Raw genomic sequence first — 24,440 nt, 5'->3', positions numbered from 1 at the left:
GTCTGATAAAAATCATAAAAGTCTCCCTCTGGAAATCAGCGACCCGAATTTGTTGGACTTCACCTCTTGTTCGACTTTGAGGTGAGAAAGCAAGCTCATGCATAGAACGAGAGTGCAGCGGTATCGCAGAGTTTGGGCCGCAGCCGGTGTTGTATGCATGCTGAGTTGCTTGGTGCCCACGGTCGAAGGCGGGCAGGGGACACGCCATATCACCATCGACGTGGAACGAGAGTCGGCGCCGCTCGATCGGTCGTACAACTTCTCCGTCGGTTCCGATTACCCGGGCACGCTCATTCGCGACGACAGTCTTGCCCAACTCGAGACGGTGCGAAAGGAACTCGGCTTCCGTTACCTCCGCTTTCACGCCATCTTCCATGATGCTCTCGGCACCTACCGCGAAGTCGACGGCAGGCCGGTATACGACTGGAGCAAGATCGACCGTCTCTACGACCGATTGTTGGCGATCGGCATGCGCCCATTCGTGGAGCTGGGTTTCACACCCGAAGCGATGAAAACCTCGGATCAGCGCATCTTCTACTGGAAGGGCAATACATCCCACCCCGTCCTTTCGAAGTGGAGCGCGCTGGTCGACGCCTTCGTGCGTCATTTGCAGCAACGCTACGGACCGCAGGAGATCCGCAATTGGTATTTCGAAGTATGGAACGAACCCAACCTCGGTGGTTTCTGGGAGGGCGGCGATCAAAAAGCCTACTTTGAACTCTTCGACGTCACCGCGCGTACGATCAATCGCATCGATCCGCAATTAAAAGTGGGCGGTCCCGCTACCGCCGGCGCGGCATGGGTGCCGGAGTTGATCGAACACGCAGCGCATGCCGGCGTGCCGCTCGATTTCGTCAGCACGCACACCTACGGCGTCGACGGCGGTTTTCTCGACGAACATGGCGAAAGCGATACCAAGCTCTCGCCTTTGCCGGATGCGATCGTAGGCGACGTCCGTCGCGTGCGCCGACAGATCGACGGCTCCTCGAGGCCAGGCTTGTCGCTCTATTTCACCGAATGGAGCACCAGCTACACGCCGCGCGACGCCGTACACGATTCGTATGTGAGTGCAGCATATGTTCTCGACAAGTTCAAAGCGTGCGAGGACATGGCGCAAGGCATGAGTTACTGGGCCTTCAGCGATCTGTTCGAGGAGCCCGGTCCGCCCACGGCGCCGTTTCAGGGCGGCTTTGGCCTGATGAACCCGCAAGGTATCCGCAAGCCGGTTTATTTCGCATACAAGTATTTGAACCGACTCGGCGCGTCTGAATTGAAAACCACGGATGCGCAAAGTCATGTCACGTGGAATGACAACGTACTCAAAGCGCTGGTGTGGGATTTCGTTCAACCTCAACAGAACCAAAGCAATCGCCCTTTCTACACCAAGGTCTTTCCGTCTCTGCCGGCGCGCTCCGTAAGCCTCGACCTGCAGCATATGCGACCGGGCAGATATCGCGCTGCCATCTACAGGACTGGCTACGACGCCAACGATGCGTACTCCGCATACCTTCGCATGGGCTCCCCGAAATCGTTGTCAACCGACCAGCAGAAACAGCTGCGAGCCGTAACCTCGGACAAAGCCGATGTGTATACGTTCGTCGTCGATGCACAAGGCAGAGCGGCATTGTCCGTCCCCATGCGATCAAACGATGTCGTCTTGGTGGAGATCACCGCCTACGAGTTGATGCCAAAGCCGTAAGCGCCTTTGTTCGTCGTCTACGACATCAATTTGCAGATGCTGGCCGTGCAGTGAATTCACGCGTAGCATTACAGCGACGGTGTGGAACGCTCGCTGTCGTTTTTGCTGTATTAAGGGAAATTGGATGTGTGCCCTTAACTTAAGTAGAACGTGTTGTAGCCGTGTTCCGTGCGTAGGTGCGGGTATACGGGAACCCATTCGTCGCCACCGTCGCGTATGCAATGGTTATGAACCTAACTAATTCACACGAGAGGCGGGACAGGTCGACTCTACGAGTTCTGCAATGGATCTCCACCACCCGAGCGAACAGTCGGGTCGGCCTCGTGGCCGACATTGCGGTTGGTTTCGGCTTGCTCTTTGCGGGTATTGGCCGCCGCGACCTTCATCCGACCGTAGGCGTTCTAACCATCGTCCTCGGACTGGTCGTCTTTAGCCTTATCGAGTACTGCTTTCACCGCTGGCTTTTCCACGGACCGGTGCGCGTCCTGAAAGAGAGCCACTGGAAGCATCACCAGACGCCGTTGGCGTTTGACGCGTTGCCTTTTTTCCTGCCGCCGCTAGGCATACTGGTGGTGGCTGCCGTGTTGGCTCTGCTTTTGCCGACAAGCTTTGCGTTGCTCCTGACGGGCGGGCTGGCAGCCGGATATGCCGCTTACGGACTAAGCCATGCCATCATTCACAGCGTCCATTTTCGGCGCTCGTTGCCTCGACGTTGGGCGGCGGCACATCATATCCATCACCACCACCCCAATGCGAATTTCGGCGTGACTACGCCACTCTGGGACATCTTGTTGGGTACGCGATACACGTCGAAATCAGTGCGCGGATCCAATCCCGATCGAACGGGCGCACGTGCTTCCGAAAAGGGCTGACGTCGGTCGAAGTGTCTGGGCATCTGGTGCACAACGCACTGGATATCTGCTCATCGCCGTCGCCTTAGGCGCGACGGTTGCCATCCCAATCATGCTCGGCGGCCGAGATGCGCTGGCGGCTACGCTTCATTTTCCAGTTCTTGGGTACGTTGCTATTTTTGCACTGCTCGCGGCTAGCTGGATATCCCGAGCGCTCAAATTACGTCTGCTCGTGCATTGCTTGGCTTCACCGACAGGCGTCGTGCATCTGTTGGGAATTTCCCTAGCCACGGATTTTGCCTTCATTGCAACACCTGCCGGCATTGGCGGTTATGCTGCCAGCTTGTACTACTTACACCGCGCCGGAGCCTCGACCAGCAGTGCTGCGAGCATCACCGCAGTGGACCAGGGACTAGACATACTCTTTTTTATTCTGGCGCTTCCCGTCGCCGGTCTTGTATTGATCCATTCCGCCGCGCTGGCTCATTTGCGCACGCTGGCGCTCACCACGAGTGCACTGATCGCAATTCTCGCCGCGGGGGCGTGGCTCGCGCGACGCACTCTGGCGAAAGCGTTGCTCGGATCCAACGCCGTGAGCCGACGCTGGCCAAAAGTGCGTTCCATACAGTTGATGGTGTCGGATCTTCTTGCCAAGCTGCGCTCGGACATGCAACTAATTCTCGAAGCAGGGCCGGCTTTCTTGTTCGGTATCGTTACCCTGACTTTCCTTCAGCAACTGACGCGTTACGGCATACTCTGGCTCGCGCTGCTGATTCTCGGACATCAGGTCTCGTTTGCACTGACCTTTCTGCTGCAGGCGCTCGTACTGCAAGCGGCTATATGGACGGGCATTCCCGCCGGAGCAGGAGCGGCCGAAATTGGACTGAGCTCCACACTTGGAATGTGGGTGCCGAATGTAGGTCTCGCGACGGCATTGCTGATCTGGCGCGCGGCAACTCTCTACGTTTGTTTGATTGTCGGAGCAATTGCGACGGCGCTATTGGCGCGCCGCATGCCAAGCGCACGCCCAGAATAGACGCACATCGCGGTGGAGGCCTTGAGGTGGAAAGGTGTTGCCCGGTAATCAAGGGGCTGGCGTAGCGTCCGTGGTGTTTCATTGAAGGGATGTGTACGCTCAAGCTTGTTGCCTCTTAATCAGGAGAATCGCCATGCTTACCTTGCGACCCGTTCAAAGGTTAATGCTGTTGTTCGCGCTGCCAAGTTTGTTCGTGATGATCGCAGCATATGGCAACGATGCGAGTCCGCCGGATGCGGCTCGCACTCGTGGCGAGATCACCACGATGCTGATGACATTTTTGACTCCGGCGGTAAACAACAGCGCGGCGGGTCACGAGCGCTTTTGGGCCGATGATCTGGTTTACACCAGTTCGGCCGGCAAAGTCATGAGCAAGGGCGATATCCTGAAGTCGTTTGCTGAAGAGCCGAAAGCCAAGGCCGACAGCCAGGCGAAACCCGGTCCGGTATTCACCGCCGAGGACATACTCGTGCGGCCGTACGGCGACATGGCTGCGCTGACGTTTCGGCTGGTGAAGCGCGACCCAGACGGCAAGATCAGCTACTTCCGCAACAGCGGCACATTCCTTCTGCGCAACGGCAAGTGGCAAGCGATTACGTGGCAGGCGACGCGTGTAGCGGAAAGCAAATAGGCGCACTCGCAAGAATCCAAGCCCACGGTTTCGCATCGCGGCGATCAGCGGGTATCCGGAGTCGAGTAGCAGGGGACCCTGCATCCGATGGCGCAGCCATAGAACGCCTGCTTGCAGAGCATGATCTCTCCCTTCCGGAGAGAACTGCATTAGTCCGCATGTTTCACCTTCCGACAAATGACCGTCGCACAGAGCTGATGATTATCTACGGAGAAGCGCCTCAAAATTCCGAGGTCCCTGTCCGCGACGGTGGTGTCGAACTAGATACAGAATCGGCCGCTTTTTCGCCGGCGTTTCTTGACCATGCACGGCGTGGGCTCGTCGTGCGAGCGCAATGAGTGAATGGGAGGGCAGGGTATGCGTTCTAGTCGGGCATGAACATTCGAAGGGCCGCCGCGCCCATGACCGCCGTGGCAATCCAACCAAGGACAATCAAGTTCCGGGGCGCGGTGAACGCGCCCATTACGGATTTCTTCGACGCAAGCAGGATAATCACGACCATCAAAGGCACTGCGACGACGCCATTGATGACGGCGCTCCAGAACAAGGCTTTCATCGGACTGATCGGTGAATACTGGATCACAAGTCCGGCAAGTACGCTAACAGCAATGATGCCGTAGAACCCGCGCGCATCGTTTGCCTTGCGTTCCAGGCCCCAATTCCAGCCGATGGCTTCCGAAAACGCATAAGCGCCCGAGCCTGCGAGTACCGGTACGCCGATCAGGCCAACCCCAAGAATGCCCAGAGCAAACAGCAAGAATGCAAAGTCGCCGGCGAGGGGCCTCAGAGCGCTCGCTGCCTGCGCTGCCGTATTGATGTCTGTCACTCCTGCCACATGCAACGTCACCGCGGTCGAAAGAATGATGAAGTACGCCGTGATGTCGGAATAAAACATGCCGCTCCACGTATCCCAGCTGATGCGACGAAGTTCAGAGGAGGCGGAAAGCGCATCGTATTCGAGCAGAGTTCTGTCATTTCTTCCGCGCATATCCTCCACCTCTTCGGATGCCTGCCAGAAGAACAGATAAGGGCTGATCGTCGTGCCGAACACGCCAACGATCACGGCAGCGGCCGCCGCATTGGGCGTGAAGTTTGGCCAGACGGTGCGCAGCGCCACCTGACCCCAGGGCACATGGACGGTGAACAAGACCGCCGCGTACGCGAGCAGGGAGAAAGTGAGCCACTTCAGAAAAAACACGTAACGATGATAGGGGATGAAAATTTGGAGCAGCAGGGTGCCGACCACGAAGAACGCCGTCATCAGATGGCGATCGATCCCCGTCACGAGCTCTGCGACTTCCCCCATCGCCGCAACATCGGCGGCGATATTGAGGACGTTCGCGAGCAGCAGCAGAACGACAACACCCAGCAGCACGCCCGGCGGGAATGCGGTCTTGATGTTCGCCGCGAGACCCTTCCCGGTTACGCGGCCTATGCGCGCGCACATCGATTGCATTGCCGCCATCAATGGGAAAGCCAGGGGCATGGTCCACAACATGTTGAGACCGAATTGAGCTCCTGCTTGCGAATAGGTCGCTATGCCGCTGGGATCATCATCGGCCACACCGGTGATAAGTCCCGGGCCGACCCGCGACAGAGGATGAACCCTAAGGCGGCTCCACAGCACACTTAGATAGGCTCTGGGCGCGATCATAAGACCGGTTGTGCGGGTTGGCTCAGACCGATCCGATCGTTGAACTCGCTGACGCAGTATTCGCTATCAGCAGGCACAGGGCACGCAGCCGTTGTGGATTCGCCAGCAGCTTCAACAAGTTCACCGCTCGATCGGCATTCCTGTGCATGATCTCGAAATTAAGCACAGAGGCAATGCTCGGGAACGTCGAAGCGCATGCATTCGCCTTGTCGGTTCAACCAAGCCTTTGCTTGGGCGTTCCGCAGGACGAAAACCCGAACAGGCCATACGCTGGGCACCAGCCGACCAAGCCCGTGAGCAACGGGACAACGCCAATCAGCCCCAACCAACGCACATCGCCTTGAAGTAGGGCGAGAAGGCTGAGGAGCGCCAAGCCAAGAACGATCCGGATGGTCCGATCGATATTTCCCACATTTCTATTCATGACCTTTCCCTTCTCATAAGTCCCGCATAGAAAAGTACGCACACTGCCGATTAACAATGCATTGCCGCAAAAGTATCTTCTGGAATTGGCATGCCGATCTTGATCCATATCAACTAGAGTCTGGCTATAGATATCTTCACGCCAAGAGTCGGGAATCTCTGGCTTCTGCAGCATTTCCCGCAAGCACCCCGTATCAGATTGCGCTCGCATGCGCATAGCAGAAAAAGCTAAACGGTAACTGACTGGTGCGAAAACGAGGCTTGAAATGCTGTCGGGCAGGCTTATCTGCAGGAACGCGAACGCCGATCGGGTTCGCCGTTGCAGCGTCGACGTGACGACGCTACTTCATTTCCACATTGCTTAGTTAATTGAGGATATGGCTATGAGGACCACTCTCGACTTTACCCCTCTGTTTCGCACTGGCGTGGGTTTCGACCGCATTTTCGACGTGCTCGATACAGCAAGCCGAGTTCAACCATTCGACAATTGGCCGCCGTACGACATCATCAAGAAGGGCGAGGACCACTACCGTATCGTGATGGCAGTGGCTGGCTTCGAGCAGGATGAACTGATGCTCACCGACCGCCCCAATCTCCTGATCGTCTCCGGCGCCAAGAATGACGAACAGGAGTCTCAGGATTCCGTATATCTCCACAAAGGCATTGCGGCGCGGGAATTCGAGCGCCGTTTTGAACTCGCAGACTACGTCAAAGTTGCGCACGCCTCGTTGCGCGATGGTCTACTGACCATCGAACTCCAGCGCGATATTCCCGAGGCGCTCAAGCCACGGCGTATCGAAATCCGCAACGAAGGTTCGAGCACGGCGAAAGTCGACCGCAAGACCGACGCGCGGCAGATCGAGGCGCCGAAAGCCGCTTGAGTAGCCAAGCTCTTACGAGGCGTTGCATTGAGCACCGTGTAGCAATCAAGGCCCCGAGTTCCTCGGGGCCTTCTTTCGAGGCGCCCCCACAGAACGCGCAGACGTGTCCAACGAAGTGAGAGGCGTCATTGCCGATGTGCTAGTTGGCTTCCAAAAGTCTGACAATGCTCGACTAAAAGCGGCCGATTTCGTAGCCAAGTTGCCAAACGCTTTGTCGGCTTGGAGCGAAATGCGCTTGCTGTCAGCATGGCCGCCCCAGGATGGACTCCCCACAAGAGGAGATCGCCATGAGTGCCGAACAAATTGCTAATGCGACGATGAAGGGTCGCGGCCGCGTGAGTATGCGCGAAATCTGCGTCTACGGTGTGCGTGATGGTAAGATCTTCCGCGAGCAATTTTTTTACGACCTCGGATAACGGCGTAACCGGTTCGAAAGCGCAGCAGACGCGTTGATGCCCGCTGCGACGGAAGAGAGCGCACATTCCCCGATCGATTGCGTCGGGCCGCTCGCCGCGCTGCTTGATCCTCGGGCAACCGAGCGATCCGAGATGGGTAGGTGTTGCGGTTCGCCAAGCCCTAAGGCTAGCAAGTGACAACTAGGCGCTGGTTTGCGTCGGCAATCGGGAGCTGTCGCGCAGAAGCTGGCCGGTGTTGCGCCACAATGCGGATTAATTGCCGGTTTCGACGAAAGCAAGTGTTTGCAAACGTCCGCTTCAGTATTAATCGCTGCAGAGCAATCTAACCTAATCAGGTTATATCTAGAGGGGCGGCGGCCTTCGTATGCTGCCAGCGCGAAATCGGGTTGCTGCAGAATGGACGCGCGACACCCCGGCGCTGCCATACTTTCAATTGCATGAACAATTGAATGACTAGTGCACGTAGCGATCCGTCAAGCTACCGGGGGGCACCATGAAACGTGCGAATTTACTGGATGCGGGCGAGGCAAATCGTGTTGACGATGCGACCATCGCCACTCGACGCCAAGTACTGAAGCGTATCGCGCTCGGCGCGATGGTGACCGTCGGCTCGCCTTGGGTCATGGCGCAAGCTATCGGAACAGGTTTTCTGCGTGGCAACTGTCGTCGCGACAACTTCCCGACTCAGGTCGGCGACGGGGCGGGATGCATTGATAAGCCGCCCGGCATCGATCTGCGTGACGGTGCGTTCAATTACACGCCGGCCTTCGAAGACCCGATGGCCGCGCTGCAAATCCTTCTTGGATTGGTCCTCGGTCAAGTCCCTGTCGTTGGCCCGCTGCTTGTGGCAATGCTCAATTTGATCTGGCCGGCGCATGCCGATCCGAAGACTCCGTTGCCCGATATCTGGTCGCTGGTCAAACAGCAGGTCGCTGATCTCGTAGGTGCGGAAATCCTGACGTATTACGAAGGCCAGTTGACCAATCTGGTCGCGGGTTTCAACACGAATTTTAGCTACTATCGCCTCGCGGTCTATGATGTCGTCAACGCGTCCGAGCCGACGAGAGAGCAAGTCAAGGCGCTGAAGGACCGGGCGCTTTACATTCAGCAGCACTTCGAATCCTCGATGGCGCAGTTCACCGGCATTCCGAGCAACGGCGGGGCTGGCATCGAAGGATGGAAAGTGCTGCCGCTGTACGTGCAGGCAGCCAACCTCCACATCACCTTCCTTTACGATCTGATCCGCAATGCATCGGATTACGGGATCGAACCGGGGTGGGTGAGTGCGAATCTCCTGGACGTCGCCTGGCGCAACGCCATCGACCCCGCGCCAACCAACTCCAACAGCAGCGTCAACTATCTCAGTTACGTCACCGCTACGCTGGCAAAAGCCATGCAGGCTTTCGAGGACGAATACACCAAGGCGACGAAGGCTGATTCTGCATGGACTATCGTTCAGGCCCCTGGCCCTGACCAGCTCAATTGGCACTTCGGTTCTGTCGCTGGCCGGCACGGTGTAATTGTTGGCGCTTTCTACGCTGCGGGCAAGGTGCGGAACGATAAAGTCAATCGGTACACGGTGACGGTCTCCTACATCCTAGAAGCCTGGAAACATCTGCCGGACCCGTCATCATCTCCGCCGCCTGCCACACCATTCACCATCGATCGAATCTTGTGGTGCGGCCCTTACGGTCTGCCGGACAGCCACGACCTCGGGATCGACTGTACCTACGACTATTACCATCATTGCGAGGACATCTTTTGTAACAATGACTTTGGCTACTTCTACGTCCACACTCCGCTCGTGCTCAGTGGTAGCGGTAAGGTCGTCGTACCGAATCCGGCGGACGACCACAAGACGCCGAATGGCCGGCTCACCCACATCCATATCGACGAAGGCGGCTACACGCCGTCGCAGAACAACAGCGGTGGTATTCCGAATTTTTATTGGCGCTTCCCGGACCATTTCGAGCTGAAATGGAATGGCGATCCTCCAAATACCAGAGGCCGATTCAACCTCGCCATTGACCCGGATCGTCCGGTGATCAAGGTCAACATTTACACTTGCAACTATTTGAGTCCGGCAGGCGGTCTGCAGCCCAACCAGTCGTACTGGTGGGCGGCCGGAACGCTGATTGGCGGGCTTGAATTCGTGCAGGAAAACGTGGCCCCGTATGCACCCCCGCCTGCGCCGCAGCGGGGCGTCGATTGGCCCGACGCACCGCAGATCGCCGGAAGATATAAGCAGATCATTGAGAACTGCTGCGACGGGACACGGTTCGCGTTGCAGAACAACAACGATGTGGAAACCGCATCGCTCGACGGCCATATCCTCTGCAATATCGCCCCTACCTCGAGGAACGCCTGGATGTGGTCCAACCTAGGAGAGCAGGTCACGCGTTCGACCGGAACGATTATGTTCGCCTTTCGCCCGAAGAATCCGAACATGTATCCGTCGGTCGGCATTCTGTCGAACACGTACGTGGTCAGTCCGAAGACGATGACGGTCGACGATATCGTCGATTTGGGTACGCGGTGGTACGCGAGCCGGAACGTCAAGTTGTCCGCAGTGCAGCTTGCTCAACTAAGAACCGCTATCCTCCAGAGCATTTCGAGCGACGGCCTGCAAGCGAAGCGCGACGCATTCTGGAGTCGCGGCTGAGCCACCTGTGGAAATCTACGCGATAGCAAATTTCCGTACTCGCTGGTGTCCTGTTCTGCTGGTACACCGTATGTAGTCGGTCAAGTAGGCCGCTGCGGGTGTCAGCTTCGGGTCGAAGGAGGCCGTCTCGAGGCGACCCAAAGTTGCCACTCGCGAACGGCAGCTATACCGCTGACTGATGACGTCAGATTGAGCGCATAGCTGGAATAACACGGTGCTCCAGCGCTCAACTCATCGGCTTCTTGAAACGGAAGGCGAAGCGATCGGTCTCGCCCTTGATTGACGGATCGAACGCCTTGACCGAATGCGGATCGTTCTTGTTCGCGAGAATGGTGCTTTCCGCGTCCAGTACGAAGCCAGCCGCCTCCACCTCCTCGCGAACGGTTGCAGACTCAATCCGATGCAGCAGCTGGGCATCTCTCGTGCCCGCCCCGAAGGCGGCCGCGTGGTCCACGATGACGTAGGACCCACCGGGCTTCAGCCGCTCGTAGACGGCTCGATTGAAGTGGGCCGCCGTCGCGCCCCTGGCCTGCATCAGCTTGGTGTGGAGATCGTGGTAGAACAGATGCAACCACAGCACATCCGCTGGTGACGTGGCCTTCGGCATCGCCACGAGGTCAGCCGAGACGGCTTCGACATTCTCTCGGCCCGGCTCCTTCGCGAGCGTCCGCATGCGGCCTACTGGATCGTTCTTGAAGTTGGCGACTTCGGCCGGCACGAAGCTGTAAACCCGTCCTTCGGGTCCAACGATGTTGGAGAAGAGACGGGTCCAGTCTCCGTCGCCTGGGTAAACGTCGATGACGGTGGAGCCCGCATCGACTTGTGCGAAGCGGATCAATTCGGATAGCTTGGATTGGTCGTACATCAGGATCTCCTTTACGGTTGGGCATTCGAGGAGCGCGCGGTGTGCGAGAGGGCGATCCACTACATCGCAGCTGTCGAAGCTTTTGAAAAGCCGTCCTGAAAAGTAGATCTGGATAGTCTGCAGTATTTACTGCATATTTTCTTCTTCAAGGGTTCAGGCACGCGATGCTGACGCCGCTGTACGGCGTCAGCCTGTTTGCGCCGATTTAGCTGTCAGCGCCAGCGGCGATCAATCGTGAACTCTCCGCGGCAGCCTTGCGTCACCCACACGCCGGCACGGTTTGAGCCCCAGTTTTCGCCTTCGATGCAACGCGTCTGCGAGAGTTGGCGCTTGAGCACTGCGTGGCCAGCCCCGCCCAGGTCGACCTGACAGAAGTGGTTTTGTCCGTCCCGGCTTTCGCAGGAGACCGAGAAGCGGTGATTCCAGCTCGAATCAGGCTGCCAACCGCTTGCGCTATCGCGTCCACGGTCGCGTTCGTCGTCACGACGGTCACGGCCGTAGCCGCGGTCGTCGACCGAGACGAACCGGCCCGAACAACCGCGATCTACCCACAAGCCGCGCTGATCGATGCCCCAATTTTTCCCACGTTCGCATTGCGTGTCCGAAAGCTGACGCTCCAGTCGGGCGTCGTGCCAAGTCACCATACAACGCTCGCGCTTAAAATCCTGACTGGTGCATTCGACCGCACCATCGCCGTCATGTCGTCGATCTTGCGCCTTGACACCCGCAGATGTGGCAAGAGTTGCCGTCGCGAAAATAAGTCCAATTCCGATAACTGTAGTGCGCATGATGTTTCTCCGCTAATTGCCCAATACACTAGATACACCGGAAGAGCGGCTGTTTCCGTACGGCAGCGCACACAGTATTTGAGCCAATACCGTGCTCGCCCGACGTTGTGGCCGGCACGTTGACGCTTCCGTACCTGCTCCAAGGCTTCAACGACTTTTTTTAAAGTGGACCGCTATCAACCGAGCGCATCGGTACTAGGCATCGGGCGCGGTGGCTCCCAAAATCAGCTGCGGCTATGAATGAACTCGATCCAACGAGGAGTGGGCAAATGTATTACGTGCTCGTTTCGCAGTGCATCGACAACTTCAAAAAGATGGACGGCTGGCTCGACAAAGCCCATGACTACGCCGCGGCTAAAAGGTTCGACGTTAACGTGCTAGTGGGTGGCCGTCTGGCTCCCGACATGCAACCGTTCTCGTACCAAGTGCAAAGCGCCTCCGACTATCTAAAAGCAGCAGCCGGGTGGCTCAGCGGCCAGCAGCCGCCGAAATACGAGGACAACGAAGAGACCATGGAGCAACTTCGCGAGCGCATCCGAAAGACTGTAGCCTTTGCCGAAAGCGTGCCCGCGGCGGCCTACGTGGACGCCCACGATAGATGTCTCTCGCTGCCGTGGAAGCCAGGCAAAGTCATAGCTGCAGCAGACTACATCAAGCAAATCACGATTCCGAACGTCTACTTTCACCTCGCGATGGCCTACGCCATCTTGCGTCACCAAGGTGTCGACATCGGGAAAATGGACTTCTTGAGCCAGCTCAATTTCATAGATCCGCAGCCATCCAACGTGCAGTAGGAAATCTCCTGCACGCCGCCGCAACAATCCGGTCGATTCGAAATTGTCCTGAAGCTGGGCCTTGCCAGCCATCGATGCGCGGCGGCGCTGCGCGGCAGCTTCTGTTCAGACCGGCGGCAACGCGATGCTGTGCAGAACCGTTTCCAACTCGACGCGCCCGCGGACGACATGTTCGGGGCGCTTTTCGAAATCGATCCAGCCAGCGTTGAATCCGTCCAGCATGCGCATCCGCGGCGATGGATTCTGCATGCCCTGCGCGCGGAACAGCGCATCCCAAGTTTGCCGCTCGACGATTTCCGCACGCACCGGGCGATCGAGCACGCGAGCAAAGGTTGCAGCGAGCATGTTGGGACTCACCCGGCGCGGACCTTCGAGTTCGACGATGCGCACGCCGATCCAGGTCTCTTGCAGCAATTCGGCCGCGACACGACCGACGTCGGCCGTGGCAACCATCGGTACGGGCTTCTCGAGCGGCTGCAAGTAGCTCGCAATGACGCCGTGATCGCGCGCGGATGCGACATCCCAAGCCGCGTTTTCCATGAACCAGCCGGGCCTCAGGAACGTCACCGGCATCGGCAGCTTGCTTAGCACTTGTTCCATAAGCGTAAGTTGCGTGAGCAGGTTGACCTCGTCCGTCTGTGCGCCGATCGTCGACAGGCAAACCACTTTTTCCGGACTGGCCTTCAGGATCGCATCGGCGACGGCCGCGATCACCGCCCGCGCTTCGGGAAACCCCGGCGCCGGATCGAACTGCGGCGGCAGCAACACGAACACGCCTTTCGCGCCTTTGAACGCTGCGGCGAGCGCGGAAGCGTCTGCCATATCGGCCCGCGCGAGCTCGCAGCCGCGTTCGGCCCATACGCCGGCACGGGCCGTATCGCGCACGACCCCCCGCACCGGCAGACCGGCGGCCAACAGCTGGCGCGCAACTTCGCCGCCGACTTTACCTGTGATTCCCGTGATTGCATACATGCCGCGTTCTCCTCGTTCTTTGCAGACTGTGCGCATTCTGGGAATGAGCCGTGGAGAATAAAATGCCATGCATGGCACTAGATAAATGACAAAACATCACTAATCCGGCATGCTGGTATCGGCGTGGGACGATCGCCGTCGCCCGCCTTAATCACATTCGACCAATCTCTGTACCGCGATGAAACCCAGTAGCGAAAAGTTGTCCAACGGCATCAGCATATTTGCGGCCGTCGTCGACGCGGGGACGTTTGCGGCTGCTTCCGATTTGATGGAGATGTCGCCACCGGGAGTGAGTCGCGCCATCGCGCGCTTGGAAGCGAAGCTGAAGATCCGCCTCTTCAACCGTACGACACGTTCGGTCTCGCTGACGGAAGAGGGCCGCCGCTTTTACGAACAGGTGATGCCGCATCTTGCAGGATTGGAGGAAGCTGCCGCCGCCGCAAGCGGCGGTGCGGCGAGGGTACGCGGAAAACTGAGGATCAACCTGGATCCAGTCTTGTACCGCAACATCCTCGGGCGACGTCTGGACCGATTCATGGATGCGCATCCTGATCTCGAACTCGAGCTAATCGCACGCGACAACCTCGGCGATCTCGTCATGGATGGTTTCGACCTGGCGCTGCGATTCGGCGACCCGAAAGCGTCCACCCTGGTTGCGCGAAAGCTGCTCGAGACCGCCGTCGTCACCGTCGCCGCGCCCGCGTACGTAAGGCGTTTTGGACGTCCCGAAAAGCCCGAGGATCTGGTGAGCCGAATGCATCGATGCCTCGAATTTCGCGACCCAGCGACGGGCAAGCCGTTTCGCTGGGAATTCCATCGCAAGCGAAAGCACATCGCGGTCGATACGCGCGGACGCTTGACGGTCAACGACCCGAGCGCGCTGCTCGGCGCGTGTCTCGCCGGTTCTGGGGTTGCGCAGATGCTTCTAATCGCTGCAGCGCCGCTGATTGCCGAAGGAAGACTGATCAATCTCTTTCCGGAATGGACAGATGAACGCTTTCCCTTGTACGTGGTTTATCCGTCGCGTCATTACGTACCAACAAAGACGAGAGCTTTTCTCGACTTCTTGGTCGAGATGACGAACCACGAACAGAAGAACGCGGCGAGCTAGCAACGACCCCGGCAGAATCGATTCGATGCGTCGACGGCGGTCGCGGAAGGGGCCGCTTCTGGGTATGAGCGGCTAAGTCTCTGTTTGCTCAGCCATCTCAAGGGCATCGTCGACCTCGATTCCGAGATAGCGGACGGTGCTTTCGAGCTTGCTATGTCCGGAGTAGTTGAACTGCGCGAAGATTCTTCGTTCGACGATAGATCAACGAGGCTTTCGTTCGCCGCAATGTGTGTGTTCCGTAGGTGGCAACGTCCAGACCGATATCAGCTATCCAACCGTTAACGATGCGAGCGCATTGTCGCGTCGATAAGTGTGTCGAACTGCGAAATCTGCTCGGAAACAAATGGGAATCCGATCGCAGCGCTGCACGTTCTATCCAGTTCGAAACCGCTATTCCACCTGTCGGCGGATGGTCTGTTGATCCGAAAGGACTGCTGATTCGCAGCACTCACGGCATTCGGACATTGGATGTGTCGATGACTTGAAATGGATTCAGCGTGGAGCGTTCACCGGATCGCTAGGTGTCCGCTTCTGGCCGGCCGTTTGTGGGCCGTAAGGGGCGGGTGATTAGTGAACCTTATCGCGGGTAGGGAAGGGCGGGTCTCGACCAAAGGGGCCGTTCACGAACGGCAGCTGTGCGGTAGGTGGTGGTGTCCGATTGAGCGGCAACCGACTAACTCAAGGTGCTCGGCAGCTACCGTCCGGTGCATCTCTGCTTGCAGTCGTCGGCTCTCAGCCGCCTGTGACGGGTTTTTCCTCGTGCCCGCGGTACTTCTTTTCGCCGGCTTCCACCGTAAGCCGCACGACCTCGCCCTTGCTGTCCTTCTGCGTGAACCGGTTTTCCGGCGGCGGCACCGGGCAAGTCGCGTATGGGGTGAACGCGCACGGCGGGTTGTAGGCGCGATTGAAGTCCACCACTACGGTGTCGTCCGCCGCCACCGGACCAGTGTGGAGGAAACGGCCCACGCCGTAGGTTTCCTTGCCGCTGGTGGCATCCTTGAAAATGAAGTTCAAGCCCTTGGCCGGATCGCCGGTGGCTTCCAGCCGCCATGTTTTCCCGTTCTTGTCGAACTCGACATAACCGGGATTGGGGGTTTCGTTGACGTTGCCGATGATGTTGGATATCTGGATGGTCGTGCCCGGCGGATGCGCCACGAAATGCGCTTTCACCTGCCATTGCTCATTTGGTGGAAAAACGTCCAGTCCTTTGAAGTGCAGCCGGTCAGGCGAATCGGCGTGACGCACGCGCAAAGCCAGGCGACCCTGGCGATCTATGACGGTGATCTGGCCCTTGCCGTCGTCATAACCCAACTTGCTGCCGCCATCTTTTCCTTCTGGCTTCAATCGCACCGCGCCTTGCAGCGATTTGCCATCCACCGTGACCTTGGCGCCATCGACCGGGCTGAAGAACAACGCGCCATCGTGTTGTTCCACTTTGCCCAGTTTGTCCGGAGCGATGAGCAGGCGGATGTCGTTGCCTTCGCCGCCACCGACGCTCTCCTGTTTGCCGTCCACCCAATGCAGGCCGATCAGACTCGTCCAGCCGTCGGGTTGGGTCAATTCCGCTTCGCGCTTCTTCACCCACTGCGCATGCTCGCTTTGGAAATCGGCGGCGGCTTGCACTGCGCCGCCTGCGGCAGCGGCAGCCGGCGTCGTCGCGCCGCCCAATGCCAGCAGCGCCGCAGCGAACGGCCACAAAATGCCGGCCGCGCCAGCGCCCGCGGACAACGCCAACGAGAAGGGAACAGCAAGATGTTTGCGACCGTCGAGTGAAGTTTTCACGCTGGGATTCCAGAGGAGTGGGAACAAGCCGGGGACAAAGAGCGCGGCCGCGACAGGGACGATCCGGCGGATCACCACTTGCTGCCGATGTTCAAGTAGAGGTAGCGGCCGTAGTCTTCGTACAAGGCGGGCAGGTAGTTGCCGCCAGCATCCAGCGGAGGTTGCTTGTCGAACAAATTGCGCGCACCGATTTCGATATAACCGCCCTTGAAGAAGTCGTGGCTGAAGTCCTTCCTCAGGGACAAGGTCCACAACTGGGTCGAGGTGACTTTTTGCGGCGCCGTGGCGGCAACATAGCTGTACGCCGCGCTGGTCACGCTGCCGATGTAGTTGTCGCGCACGCGCACCGTCCAATCGTCGTGGTTCCAGATTAACGCGGCACTGCCACGCCATTCAGGCTTGGCGCCATTGAGACCGACCTGGTTGTAGGCAGCCAAGGTGGCGGGATTGACGATGCCGACCAGCTGACCACTGCTGATCGCCTTGGCCACTGCTTGCACTTGTGGCAACGGAGTCTGCGAATAGCTTCGCAGTTGGCTGACGTCGACGAGGAACGACCAGTTGCCCCATGCGGTGTCGCGCTTGCGCCAGCTCAAGTGGTAGTCGATGCCCTTGGTGGTGAGCGGCTGGCCGTTGACGTAATCTGTGACTACGTACTGCAGCGCGCCGACCGGATTGATGCCGGAACCGGCAAACAGGGTGGCGTCTGCGGCTGTCGGCGCAAGGCGAACCACGTTCGGATTGGAGCCTTGGCCGCTGGCGCGCAGGTAAGCGTCGTACAGCAGCTCATTGGTAGTGCCGAGCGAGGTGATCGGATTTTCGATCTTGATCTGCCAGGCGTCGGCACCGACGCTGAACTTGCCTGCGGCATCGGGCAGGAATTTCGGTTCAAACACGAAGCCGTACGAATATTGCTTGCTCGTTTCCGGCTTGACGTGATTTTTGTCGTAAGTGGTGCCCGTGTCGATGGTCGGGTAGAACGTGGGATTGCCGCTATTCGCGGTGACGCAGGAACTGTATTGGGCATAAGCACCGTTTTTTACCGACGCGTCGCATCGGATCAAATCGAGAGTGCTGCCACCGCGCCAGATCGTGCCGGAATTGGCCAGTTCCAAAGCCGGTGCGTGGAAGCCGCCGCTGACCGAACCGCGCAGCAGCAAGCTGTCGACGACATTCCACGCCACCGCAAATTTCGGCTTGGCCACGCTGCCGGCATCGCTGTAGTCCTCATAGCGGCCGGCAATCTGCAAGTCCAGGGACTTCACCAGCGGGACGCCCAAATCGGGCGACACCAGCGGCATCGCCACTTCGGCGAACACCGATTTCACGTTGCGGCTCGCGTGGATGTCCGACGAGTAGCTGGTCAAGAAGACGTTGCTGGAGTTCACATTGCCCGTGTACCAGTCGGTGTACTGGATCGTGCCGTCGATGTTCGGGTCGCGATCGTCGGACACGCTTTGGTGGCGCAACTCGACACCCGCGGCGACGCCGATGTCGCCAGCGTACCAATGCAGCGCGTCTGGGCGATTGATCTTGAAATCCCACAATCCCAGCGTGTTGGTGCCCACACGCGTGGTCCAGCCGACGACGCCGGAGATGTCGGAGGGCGTGGCATCGCCATAGCTCGGATGCGCCGGATCGCCGCCGTTGAAAGGGTTGTAGGCACTGGCCGTGGTGCCGTTCAACGCGGCGACAAATTCGTTGAACAGTCCGCTCTGTTGACTATCGACCGTGCGCGAACGCGCATACAACAAAGCCGTTTCCCAATTCCAGCCGTTGCCCGCCCAGCCGCGCAAGCCCGCGAGCACGCGCACTTCCGAATTGTCGTCCGTCAATTTGCGCAACGGTTCATCGGCAAGGTTGTAGTTGTACAAACGAATGGCAGTGGCGCCCGCGCTGGCTGCTGCTGCTTTCAATGCCGCTGGTACCCAATAGGCATTGGGGCTGATGTAAACATAGTTGGGAACGGTGGAGCTGAGGACGGAGTCGGGATCGCTGCCGAACCACGTCTCGGACTTGGCGCGGTAATAGCTCAATTCGCCGAACAGCTGCGACGAGTCGGTCAGGTCGTAGTGGGCATTGGCGAAAAAATTTCCTCGGTTGACCTCGGGTTCCTGGGTGACACCCGGCGTACGCGCGATATCGTATTTCAACGAGGTCGGCAGCGCTCCTTGCTTGATCGCACCCGTGGTATCCACGTAGTACGGCGACCCCAGCGTCGAGACCGTGCCGTTGGCATTCTTCTTCACTAACTGGAATTGCCCCCAGGGCGTATAGGAACTCAAACCGGCTGCTGTGCCGTTTGGATCAGGAATCGCATCGCCGTTGGCAGCGATGCTGCGGCGGTCCGTCGCCGTGTACCACTGATCGCTGTTCAACTGCGCGCTTTGATGCGCAAAGCCGTACAGCACGCTGATGTTGCCACGGCCACCGGCAAAGTCGCTGCCCCAATAGCCGCTAATGGAGGCGTTGGAGCGATGCGTGCCTTCTGCATGCCCGTATCCTATTTCGACGCCGCCGCCACTGAGTTTGCTTGGCAAAACCAGGTTGACCACACCGGCAATCGCATCAGAACCGTACACCGCCGCCGCGCCATCGAGCAGCACATCCATGCGATCGAGACCGAACGCGGGAAGGGCATTCGCGTTGTACGACGGCGTGTTGCCGCTCAACGGATATTCGACTGTGCGACGGCCATTGACCAACAACAAGGTGTATTGGGAACCGATGTTGCGCAGATTGATCGAAGCAACGTCGCCGCGCGCGTAGTTTTGATTCCGCCCTTGATTGACCACCTTCTGCGTGAAAGCGACATCGCCGAATTGTGGCAAGTCGCGAAAGAGTTGGTCGCCGTTGGCAGCACCGGTGGAATCGATTTGCTCTTTGCTCACGCTGATCACAGGCAATGCAGCCTGCGCACCGCCGCCAGCGATTTGCGAGCCGACCACGGAAACCGTGCCCAACGTCTTGGCATCGCGGTTTGTATCCGCCTCGTTGCCGTCCGCCGCTTCGGCCGCAGCGGCGGGTGCGCCGTTGGAACCATTGGGTGCTTGCTGTGCGTGCAAGGCACCGTTTGCCAGCATGGTATAAAGCGCCAAAGCCAAGGGTGCGCGAGTGGGAATGAAGCGCCGAGCATGCGCAGAAGTTTGCTGTGGCATTGATGCGGAAATCCGTGCATGGCGAAAGGGGCCTCGCAAGGTATTGATGAAAGCTTCCGCGCGGAAATTCCTTTTGCCTAGGTGCTTATTCCGCGCGCATCAGTTACGCATCGGTTGCATGCAAACGATATTTGCACATGACGATGCGGCATGTAGGGCTGTGGCATGCGTACTGCAGAATGGCACTCCTCCTTTAGCGCCATAACGGAACCGCTCGGTCATGCACGTCACCATTCGCAAACATCCGCTCAAAGTCACCGCTGTGTTCGCATTGACCGTATCGCTTTCCATCGCCTCGCTCGGCAGCGTCGACATCGCCCATGCGGCCGAAGCGCGTGCCGCGGATGCTTCACCGCTGCGTGATCATTTGAAAGCGAAGAAGCAAGCCATCGTCGCCCAGCAAGCGCTGGACGCTGCGTCAACTCACTTGCACGCCCATGTCATTGCCGAGGGCCGGTCAGGCGTGCGTCGTTTGCGCATCGGCGACAAGGAACAATTCCAGTGGCTCAGCGACAGCCCGCGCAATGGCGCCGGCTTCAACCTCGCTCCCGGTTCATGGGAATCGCTGGTCGCGATGTTGTCCAGTGCGGTGGCGGACGAATACGTGGTGCAGGCAGCATTGAAAGACATCCCGCTTGATTCGCTGGATGTCGTGTTCACCAGCATCCCGCAACGCAAGAGCGCCACGCTGACCTATCCGAACAATCTTTCCTACGAGGCCTATATCCAATCGCCGGTGTCGGATGCGAAATTGGAAGAATTGAAAGTCGCCGTGCACGCCAATTCTTCGGTCATCGACTTGGTGACGCAGCCGCATCAAGTCAGCCCGCTCACCATCGAATACGTCCAAACGCCGGCGCAGCGCGTCCCCAACTCACAACCGGGTTTGCGTGATTTCATCACCGAAGATCAGGTGCCGGTGACGAAGGGCACACTGAAACCAAGCCAGACGAAATCGGCATCGACGGAACCGCGCACCTTGATTGCGCATACGCGCGTCGAACCGAATACCGGCCTGCGCCAGACGTGGCTGGGCCGCGACAACTATTTCCAGGCGTTGCACGACAGCGCAACGAATCTGCTAGGCCGCGGCCTTGCCCCGACCGTGGAAGAAAATCTGCTCGGCGTCGTCACGACCTGCCCGACCCACATCTTCGAAATCCAGGCGGCGGCGCGCGGCGTGCTGCTGGACAAGCTCGAACTCACCGCTGACGCCGACCTCAGCCCGCGTTTCGGAAGGAATGTCACTTCGCCCGCGCGCTACGGCTACATCACCTACAAAGTGAAAGTCGAATCGCCGAACAGCGCTGCCGATATCGGCGGTTTGGCCAAGGCAGTGGAAGAGACCTGCCCGCTCTACAATCTGGTCAAGGACGCGCAGAAGTTGGAAGGCAAGATCGTGCATCACGCTTACGTCGCCGAAGCGCAGTAATTCCTGTTTGAATCCGACGCAAAGCCGACAATGACGAACAGCTGTTTTTGGCCGCGTGCTAGAACGGACGACTGACCGGAACTGGCCGTTTGCAAACAGCTGGGCAAGCGGGGGCAGGGCGATTCCGACGGTGCAGCGGAGACTACGTTGCACAAATTTGTCTGCGGAGAAGCTAACGATGCACAAGAATGTCTGCGCTGGTTGCACAGGATAAGTGCCGTTACGCCCAACATTTCCTGCGATATCCAGCGGCTGCGGAGGTTGTCCAGCAAGGCATGTCTTGCTGCGTGGATTGATCATTTGGAGTGCGTAGTCAGCCAGCTACTGTTCACCGCACTCTAGTGTGAATTATGCAACTTATTGATTTTTATACAACCGCTGCGCTGGGGTGTATTCGTCACTGCGTTTGAGCGCGCACTCACCGGTGCGCTCTTTTCCGTGCCACGCACAAAGGCTGGGTCAAATTTGTAGCCCCGCACTTGAGCGTGTAGCAAGTTGTCGATTGCCCAGGAAATCACGCTCCGTTATGTACGAGCCTTTCTCGGCTTTTGCCGTGTCTGCGTTCACGACGCTGATTGGCAACTTCTGCTTCCTCAAGTAGGTCTGCCGCCGCAGTTTGGGTGCAGTCCATGGGTATCCAGACTACGCGAATGCTGAAGAGCCGGGTTTGATCACGAGTCACTAGGATCCAAGGCGTGGTCAAATGAGGAGCATCACGCCTCATCTTGTACAAGTCTGGAATGTACCGGGATAAGATTGCCCTCAGGCCCTCGGCGTATCCGCGTGCCAGGAGGTGCCCGCACGCCCGAATCAAAAGATTTAGTTCGGAGATCGTTGCCTGCGCGTGAAAGTTGAATGACGATCTGTCATCTGGAGCGATGATATCTACTAGCTTTACGATAGGCCGGTAGGCCATCGGATGGAGGCAAGCCAGATTCAAGAACTGCTGCCCAGCAACCACCCACGGCGGCAATGTAGAAAGCGTTGTAGAGAACCTGCGTTGAGCCGGCTGAAATGCCTTTGGAGTACCCATTCCAATTCCAGCCAGGAACAGATTCATTTCTCGTTCGGTAAGTGAGCTACTGGGAAGCTTGAGTGCGAGGTCTGCGGCTACGTGAGCAATTGAACCACGCGTTTGATCTGGAACCACCAAAAAACCAGGGCGGTCCTGTCGTAACGTGTCGAATTGCTTGATCGCCTTTCGATCCGGATGTGGAGCGTGGTCGGCGGCTCGCCAGACGCGGGTATGTCTACGTGAATCTCGTTCGCCATACCGGCGCGCCCAGTTCCTTGGCAGCGGAATCAGGTCGCCTAGCGCCGATGCGATGTTAGTCGGATGCTCCGGGGCGACGAGCGTGACACGTTCTCGTTCAATGGCTGCCCATTCCAAATACCCGGCGATGAAGTCGGCCGCACCACTGGGAGGTCCCACTGATTGCTTGAGGGCCGCGTTCGTCGACAGAAGTGCGTGACCACAATTGCACGTCAGGTTTCTGTCGAAACGCCAGTCGGCGAGCACTGGAGGCTTGCTCCCGCAACAGGGGCACGCATTGATCAATGTCGCACCATGCCAAGGGCAGCGATTAATCCATGGAAGTTGGTGCAACAGCGTGTGATAGCCAGAACGTATGCACTGCGGGCAGTACCGGAAGGCCCATTCTGGCCGGAGTATCTCTGACGATGATTGGAATGGGAACCACACTGTCAGGTTCCAGGTTGGCGGCACTGAACTCAGACGCAAGGCCCGAGCCAGTGCCGTATGGCGTGCCTGGGAGAACGTCATCAGCTCTGAAAGGTCGTCCGCGCGCCGGGCGCGAATCCCGAACAGGCGAAATAGGTCAGTGGGCTCAAAGGCGTTGAGTCGTACCATTCGAGCAAGCAATCCGAAGGCGGAAGTGGCTGGTAGAACCGAAAAGTCACTGCCAACAAACGGCGCATCAAGTATTGAGGCAAACGGGGTTAGGGAGCCCCGCGCCACCGTGCCTCGAAGCACCTCGGCGCGACCGGATTCGATTGCTCGAGCGATCATGCCGATACCCCCTGATAGCCTGGTTCGATCTCTAGGTAGCCGGCCCTGATCAGTCCTTCGCGGATGTTGGCGGCGGTAAGCTCCGTGAAGTTCGGGTTCTCGTATGCTACGCGGACAAGTACAAAGTAGACGAAACGTTCAAAAGACTGCATCGGCCATTCTGTGACATAAGGAAGGCCGTACTCTGCACGCAGGGCATCGATTTCCTTTTTGATCAGCTCAATCTGGCTTCCTAACCGCCAACCCGCTGCGTAGGCATTGGGCGCGAAATACTGAGTGAAAGATAGGCCAGATCCTTTTGGCCAAATAAGCTCCTCGTCGTACTCCCGGAAGGCAAGTGCCACATCGGAGATCACTTGGATTGATTTGTCGGCCTCTGGCACATTCCAGAGAAGTCCGGTGTAGTGGTGTGATGTGGTGAAAAAGCGGCCATAAATATGCCGAGGCGGCATCTTATCGATCGTCGAAAACCCAAAGCGACCCGAATCGGTTTGATTGATGAAGAAGAAAAAGACACGTCCGCTTTTTTCGAATTCATTCGCCACTGACATCACGTGCTCGTAGTCATTAGCAGTGAACCGGTTTGCCTCATTAAACGCAAGGCCAATCACCTCGGCCCCTTGGCGATGTCCCTCCTCCTGAATCATGCGAATGGCGCGCATGAGCGTAGCGTTGCTGGCCGCGCTCGACGAGACAGTCTGGCCTTGTTGAAGTAGGAGGGAGCTGGCGAAGTAACCTTCGCCGGGCTTGGACGGCTTGGTGTAAGTGAACTCGGCGATGTACATCGAAAAGGGCCTCCAAGTATCGGTTTGGATGAGTTGGCGGACTCCAAACGTTTTGCCAATGCGCCCCTTGCCGTCAATCCAGATGGCGTCGGCCCCAATTTCGATGCTGTTTTTGGCATCGCCAGCAAGGCGCTCGCCGGGGCGGGTAATGATCATGGGCCGGCGCGACCGCAACATCGGATGGCGATCATCGGTCGTCATGGGTCAGGTCACTTTTTGACTAATCGCAATCGAAGGATTGATGACGAGCAGCATTGCCAGCGGCTTGTGGTGTGGGCTTTGTTTGCGTAATTTTCGATATGTCTGCATGGGCTGGGCAATTCCGGATGTGTTGTCAATGGGATCTATGTATGAGGGGCACACGGTACTGGTGTCGATCCACGCCACCGTACTCTTCACGTCATCGACAGATTTTTCAGCGATTCTCGGCGTCATGGAGTGAAACATTGGTGGATAGGGTTGGTGCTATCG

At 58.2% G+C, this 24,440-nt stretch carries 19 protein-coding genes; 10 read left to right on the top strand and 9 right to left on the bottom strand.

Features of this window, described 5'->3' with window-relative positions; all coding sequences use genetic code 11:
• Nucleotides 1-157: 157 nt before the first annotated feature.
• From F455_RS0116795 to F455_RS21280, 4 genes are all read left to right on the top strand, one after another.
• Nucleotides 158-1,699 (top strand): GH39 family glycosyl hydrolase, encoded by a 1,542-nt coding sequence (locus F455_RS0116795; RefSeq protein WP_018974479.1) that lies wholly within the window; start codon nt 158-160, stop codon nt 1,697-1,699.
• Between the two features lie 323 nt (nt 1,700-2,022).
• Nucleotides 2,023-2,571, top strand: a complete 549-nt coding sequence (locus F455_RS0116790; RefSeq protein WP_211212347.1) for a sterol desaturase family protein — start codon at nt 2,023-2,025, stop codon at nt 2,569-2,571.
• Nucleotides 2,552-3,586: a lysylphosphatidylglycerol synthase transmembrane domain-containing protein gene (locus F455_RS0116785; protein ID WP_157578987.1), complete on the top strand. Its 1,035-nt coding sequence runs from the start codon at nt 2,552-2,554 to the stop codon at nt 3,584-3,586. The genes F455_RS0116790 and F455_RS0116785 overlap by 20 nt, the downstream gene beginning before the upstream one ends.
• Before the next feature lie 133 nt (nt 3,587-3,719).
• Nucleotides 3,720-4,217, top strand: a complete 498-nt coding sequence (locus F455_RS21280; protein ID WP_083919009.1) for a nuclear transport factor 2 family protein — start codon at nt 3,720-3,722, stop codon at nt 4,215-4,217.
• A gap of 364 nt (nt 4,218-4,581) precedes the next feature.
• Here the strand turns inward: F455_RS21280 and F455_RS0116775 are convergent, their stop codons facing one another.
• On the bottom strand, nt 4,582-5,871 hold the full coding sequence (locus F455_RS0116775) for an NRAMP family divalent metal transporter (RefSeq protein ID WP_033410433.1): 1,290 nt from the start codon (nt 5,869-5,871) through the stop codon (nt 4,582-4,584).
• A gap of 214 nt (nt 5,872-6,085) precedes the next feature.
• Nucleotides 6,086-6,469, bottom strand: a complete 384-nt coding sequence (locus tag F455_RS23685) for a YgaP family membrane protein (protein WP_018974474.1) — start codon at nt 6,467-6,469, stop codon at nt 6,086-6,088.
• A gap of 208 nt (nt 6,470-6,677) precedes the next feature.
• On the opposite strand from F455_RS23685, the gene F455_RS0116765 reads away from it, so the two are divergent.
• The 3 genes from F455_RS0116765 to F455_RS0116755 all read left to right on the top strand — a co-directional run bounded on the left by F455_RS0116765 (nt 6,678) and on the right by F455_RS0116755 (nt 10,253).
• Complete coding sequence (locus tag F455_RS0116765) at nt 6,678-7,175, top strand: Hsp20 family protein (RefSeq protein ID WP_026293476.1); 498 nt, start codon at nt 6,678-6,680, stop codon at nt 7,173-7,175.
• A gap of 287 nt (nt 7,176-7,462) precedes the next feature.
• Entirely contained in the window at nt 7,463-7,591 is a 129-nt protein-coding gene (locus F455_RS23575; protein WP_281167399.1) for a SnoaL-like domain-containing protein, read from the top strand.
• A gap of 493 nt (nt 7,592-8,084) precedes the next feature.
• The gene (locus F455_RS0116755; RefSeq protein WP_018974471.1) at nt 8,085-10,253 is read left to right on the top strand and encodes an insecticidal delta-endotoxin Cry8Ea1 family protein; all 2,169 of its coding nucleotides are present in this window, start codon (nt 8,085-8,087) and stop codon (nt 10,251-10,253) included.
• Between the two features lie 226 nt (nt 10,254-10,479).
• Here F455_RS0116755 and F455_RS0116750 read toward each other — a convergent pair whose 3' ends face one another.
• Nucleotides 10,480-11,118 carry a class I SAM-dependent methyltransferase gene (locus F455_RS0116750; RefSeq protein ID WP_020684096.1) on the bottom strand — a complete coding sequence of 213 codons (639 nt, stop codon included), beginning with the start codon at nt 11,116-11,118 and terminating at the stop codon, nt 10,480-10,482.
• A 212-nt stretch (nt 11,119-11,330) separates the two neighbouring features.
• The gene (locus F455_RS0116745; RefSeq protein ID WP_033410431.1) at nt 11,331-11,906 is read right to left on the bottom strand and encodes a DUF3011 domain-containing protein; all 576 of its coding nucleotides are present in this window, start codon (nt 11,904-11,906) and stop codon (nt 11,331-11,333) included.
• A gap of 269 nt (nt 11,907-12,175) precedes the next feature.
• Here F455_RS0116745 and F455_RS0116740 point away from each other — a divergent pair, with 269 nt between their 5' ends.
• Nucleotides 12,176-12,700 carry a DUF1993 domain-containing protein gene (locus tag F455_RS0116740; RefSeq protein ID WP_157578985.1) on the top strand — a complete coding sequence of 175 codons (525 nt, stop codon included), beginning with the start codon at nt 12,176-12,178 and terminating at the stop codon, nt 12,698-12,700.
• 105 nt (nt 12,701-12,805) lie between these two features.
• Here the strand turns inward: F455_RS0116740 and F455_RS0116735 are convergent, their stop codons facing one another.
• The gene (locus F455_RS0116735; RefSeq protein WP_018974467.1) at nt 12,806-13,672 is read right to left on the bottom strand and encodes an NmrA family NAD(P)-binding protein; all 867 of its coding nucleotides are present in this window, start codon (nt 13,670-13,672) and stop codon (nt 12,806-12,808) included.
• 199 nt (nt 13,673-13,871) lie between these two features.
• Between F455_RS0116735 and F455_RS0116730 the strand changes: the two genes are divergently transcribed.
• The gene (locus F455_RS0116730) at nt 13,872-14,783 is read left to right on the top strand and encodes a LysR family transcriptional regulator (RefSeq protein WP_211212346.1); all 912 of its coding nucleotides are present in this window, start codon (nt 13,872-13,874) and stop codon (nt 14,781-14,783) included.
• Nucleotides 14,784-15,515: 732 nt separating this feature from the next.
• Here the strand turns inward: F455_RS0116730 and F455_RS21275 are convergent.
• The gene (locus tag F455_RS21275; protein ID WP_169337369.1) at nt 15,516-16,640 is read right to left on the bottom strand and encodes a DUF1684 domain-containing protein; all 1,125 of its coding nucleotides are present in this window, start codon (nt 16,638-16,640) and stop codon (nt 15,516-15,518) included.
• A complete protein-coding gene (locus tag F455_RS21270; RefSeq protein ID WP_169337368.1) occupies nt 16,637-19,669 on the bottom strand; it encodes a TonB-dependent receptor plug domain-containing protein in 3,033 nt (1,010 codons plus the stop codon). The genes F455_RS21275 and F455_RS21270 overlap by 4 nt, the downstream gene beginning before the upstream one ends.
• A gap of 274 nt (nt 19,670-19,943) precedes the next feature.
• Here F455_RS21270 and F455_RS21265 point away from each other — a divergent pair, with 274 nt between their 5' ends.
• Nucleotides 19,944-21,155 carry an OsmC family protein gene (locus F455_RS21265; protein WP_018974463.1) on the top strand — a complete coding sequence of 404 codons (1,212 nt, stop codon included), beginning with the start codon at nt 19,944-19,946 and terminating at the stop codon, nt 21,153-21,155.
• Nucleotides 21,156-23,180: 2,025 nt separating this feature from the next.
• Here the strand turns inward: F455_RS21265 and F455_RS0116705 are convergent.
• On the bottom strand, nt 23,181-24,170 hold the full coding sequence (locus F455_RS0116705; protein ID WP_018974461.1) for a hypothetical protein: 990 nt from the start codon (nt 24,168-24,170) through the stop codon (nt 23,181-23,183).
• A 3-nt stretch (nt 24,171-24,173) separates the two neighbouring features.
• Complete coding sequence (locus F455_RS23110) at nt 24,174-24,416, bottom strand: hypothetical protein (protein ID WP_157578981.1); 243 nt, start codon at nt 24,414-24,416, stop codon at nt 24,174-24,176.
• Between the last annotated feature and the right edge of the window lie 24 nt (nt 24,417-24,440).

This window comes from Rudaea cellulosilytica DSM 22992 (genome assembly GCF_000378125.1).
GTDB classification, from domain to species: Bacteria; Pseudomonadota; Gammaproteobacteria; order Xanthomonadales; family Rhodanobacteraceae; genus Rudaea; species Rudaea cellulosilytica.
Note: the sequence above shows the minus strand (reverse complement) of the source record. Positions and strands in the feature narration are given on the sequence as shown.

Coding starts and splice junctions, on each gene's coding strand:
- F455_RS21280 (WP_083919009.1), top strand. CDS start 3,720: ATGCTTACCTTGCGACCCGTTCAAAGGTTAATGCTGTTGTTCGCGCTG.
- F455_RS23110 (WP_157578981.1), bottom strand. CDS start 24,416: ATGTTTCACTCCATGACGCCGAGAATCGCTGAAAAATCTGTCGATGAC.
- F455_RS23575 (WP_281167399.1), top strand. CDS start 7,463: ATGAGTGCCGAACAAATTGCTAATGCGACGATGAAGGGTCGCGGCCGC.
- F455_RS0116735 (WP_018974467.1), bottom strand. CDS start 13,672: ATGTATGCAATCACGGGAATCACAGGTAAAGTCGGCGGCGAAGTTGCG.
- F455_RS0116795 (WP_018974479.1), top strand. CDS start 158: ATGCTGAGTTGCTTGGTGCCCACGGTCGAAGGCGGGCAGGGGACACGC.
- F455_RS0116750 (WP_020684096.1), bottom strand. CDS start 11,118: ATGTACGACCAATCCAAGCTATCCGAATTGATCCGCTTCGCACAAGTC.
- F455_RS21265 (WP_018974463.1), top strand. CDS start 19,944: ATGCACGTCACCATTCGCAAACATCCGCTCAAAGTCACCGCTGTGTTC.
- F455_RS0116705 (WP_018974461.1), bottom strand. CDS start 24,170: ATGACGACCGATGATCGCCATCCGATGTTGCGGTCGCGCCGGCCCATG.
- F455_RS0116765 (WP_026293476.1), top strand. CDS start 6,678: ATGAGGACCACTCTCGACTTTACCCCTCTGTTTCGCACTGGCGTGGGT.
- F455_RS23685 (WP_018974474.1), bottom strand. CDS start 6,469: ATGCTGCAGAAGCCAGAGATTCCCGACTCTTGGCGTGAAGATATCTAT.
- F455_RS0116775 (WP_033410433.1), bottom strand. CDS start 5,871: ATGATCGCGCCCAGAGCCTATCTAAGTGTGCTGTGGAGCCGCCTTAGG.
- F455_RS0116755 (WP_018974471.1), top strand. CDS start 8,085: ATGAAACGTGCGAATTTACTGGATGCGGGCGAGGCAAATCGTGTTGAC.
- F455_RS0116740 (WP_157578985.1), top strand. CDS start 12,176: ATGTATTACGTGCTCGTTTCGCAGTGCATCGACAACTTCAAAAAGATG.
- F455_RS0116745 (WP_033410431.1), bottom strand. CDS start 11,906: ATGCGCACTACAGTTATCGGAATTGGACTTATTTTCGCGACGGCAACT.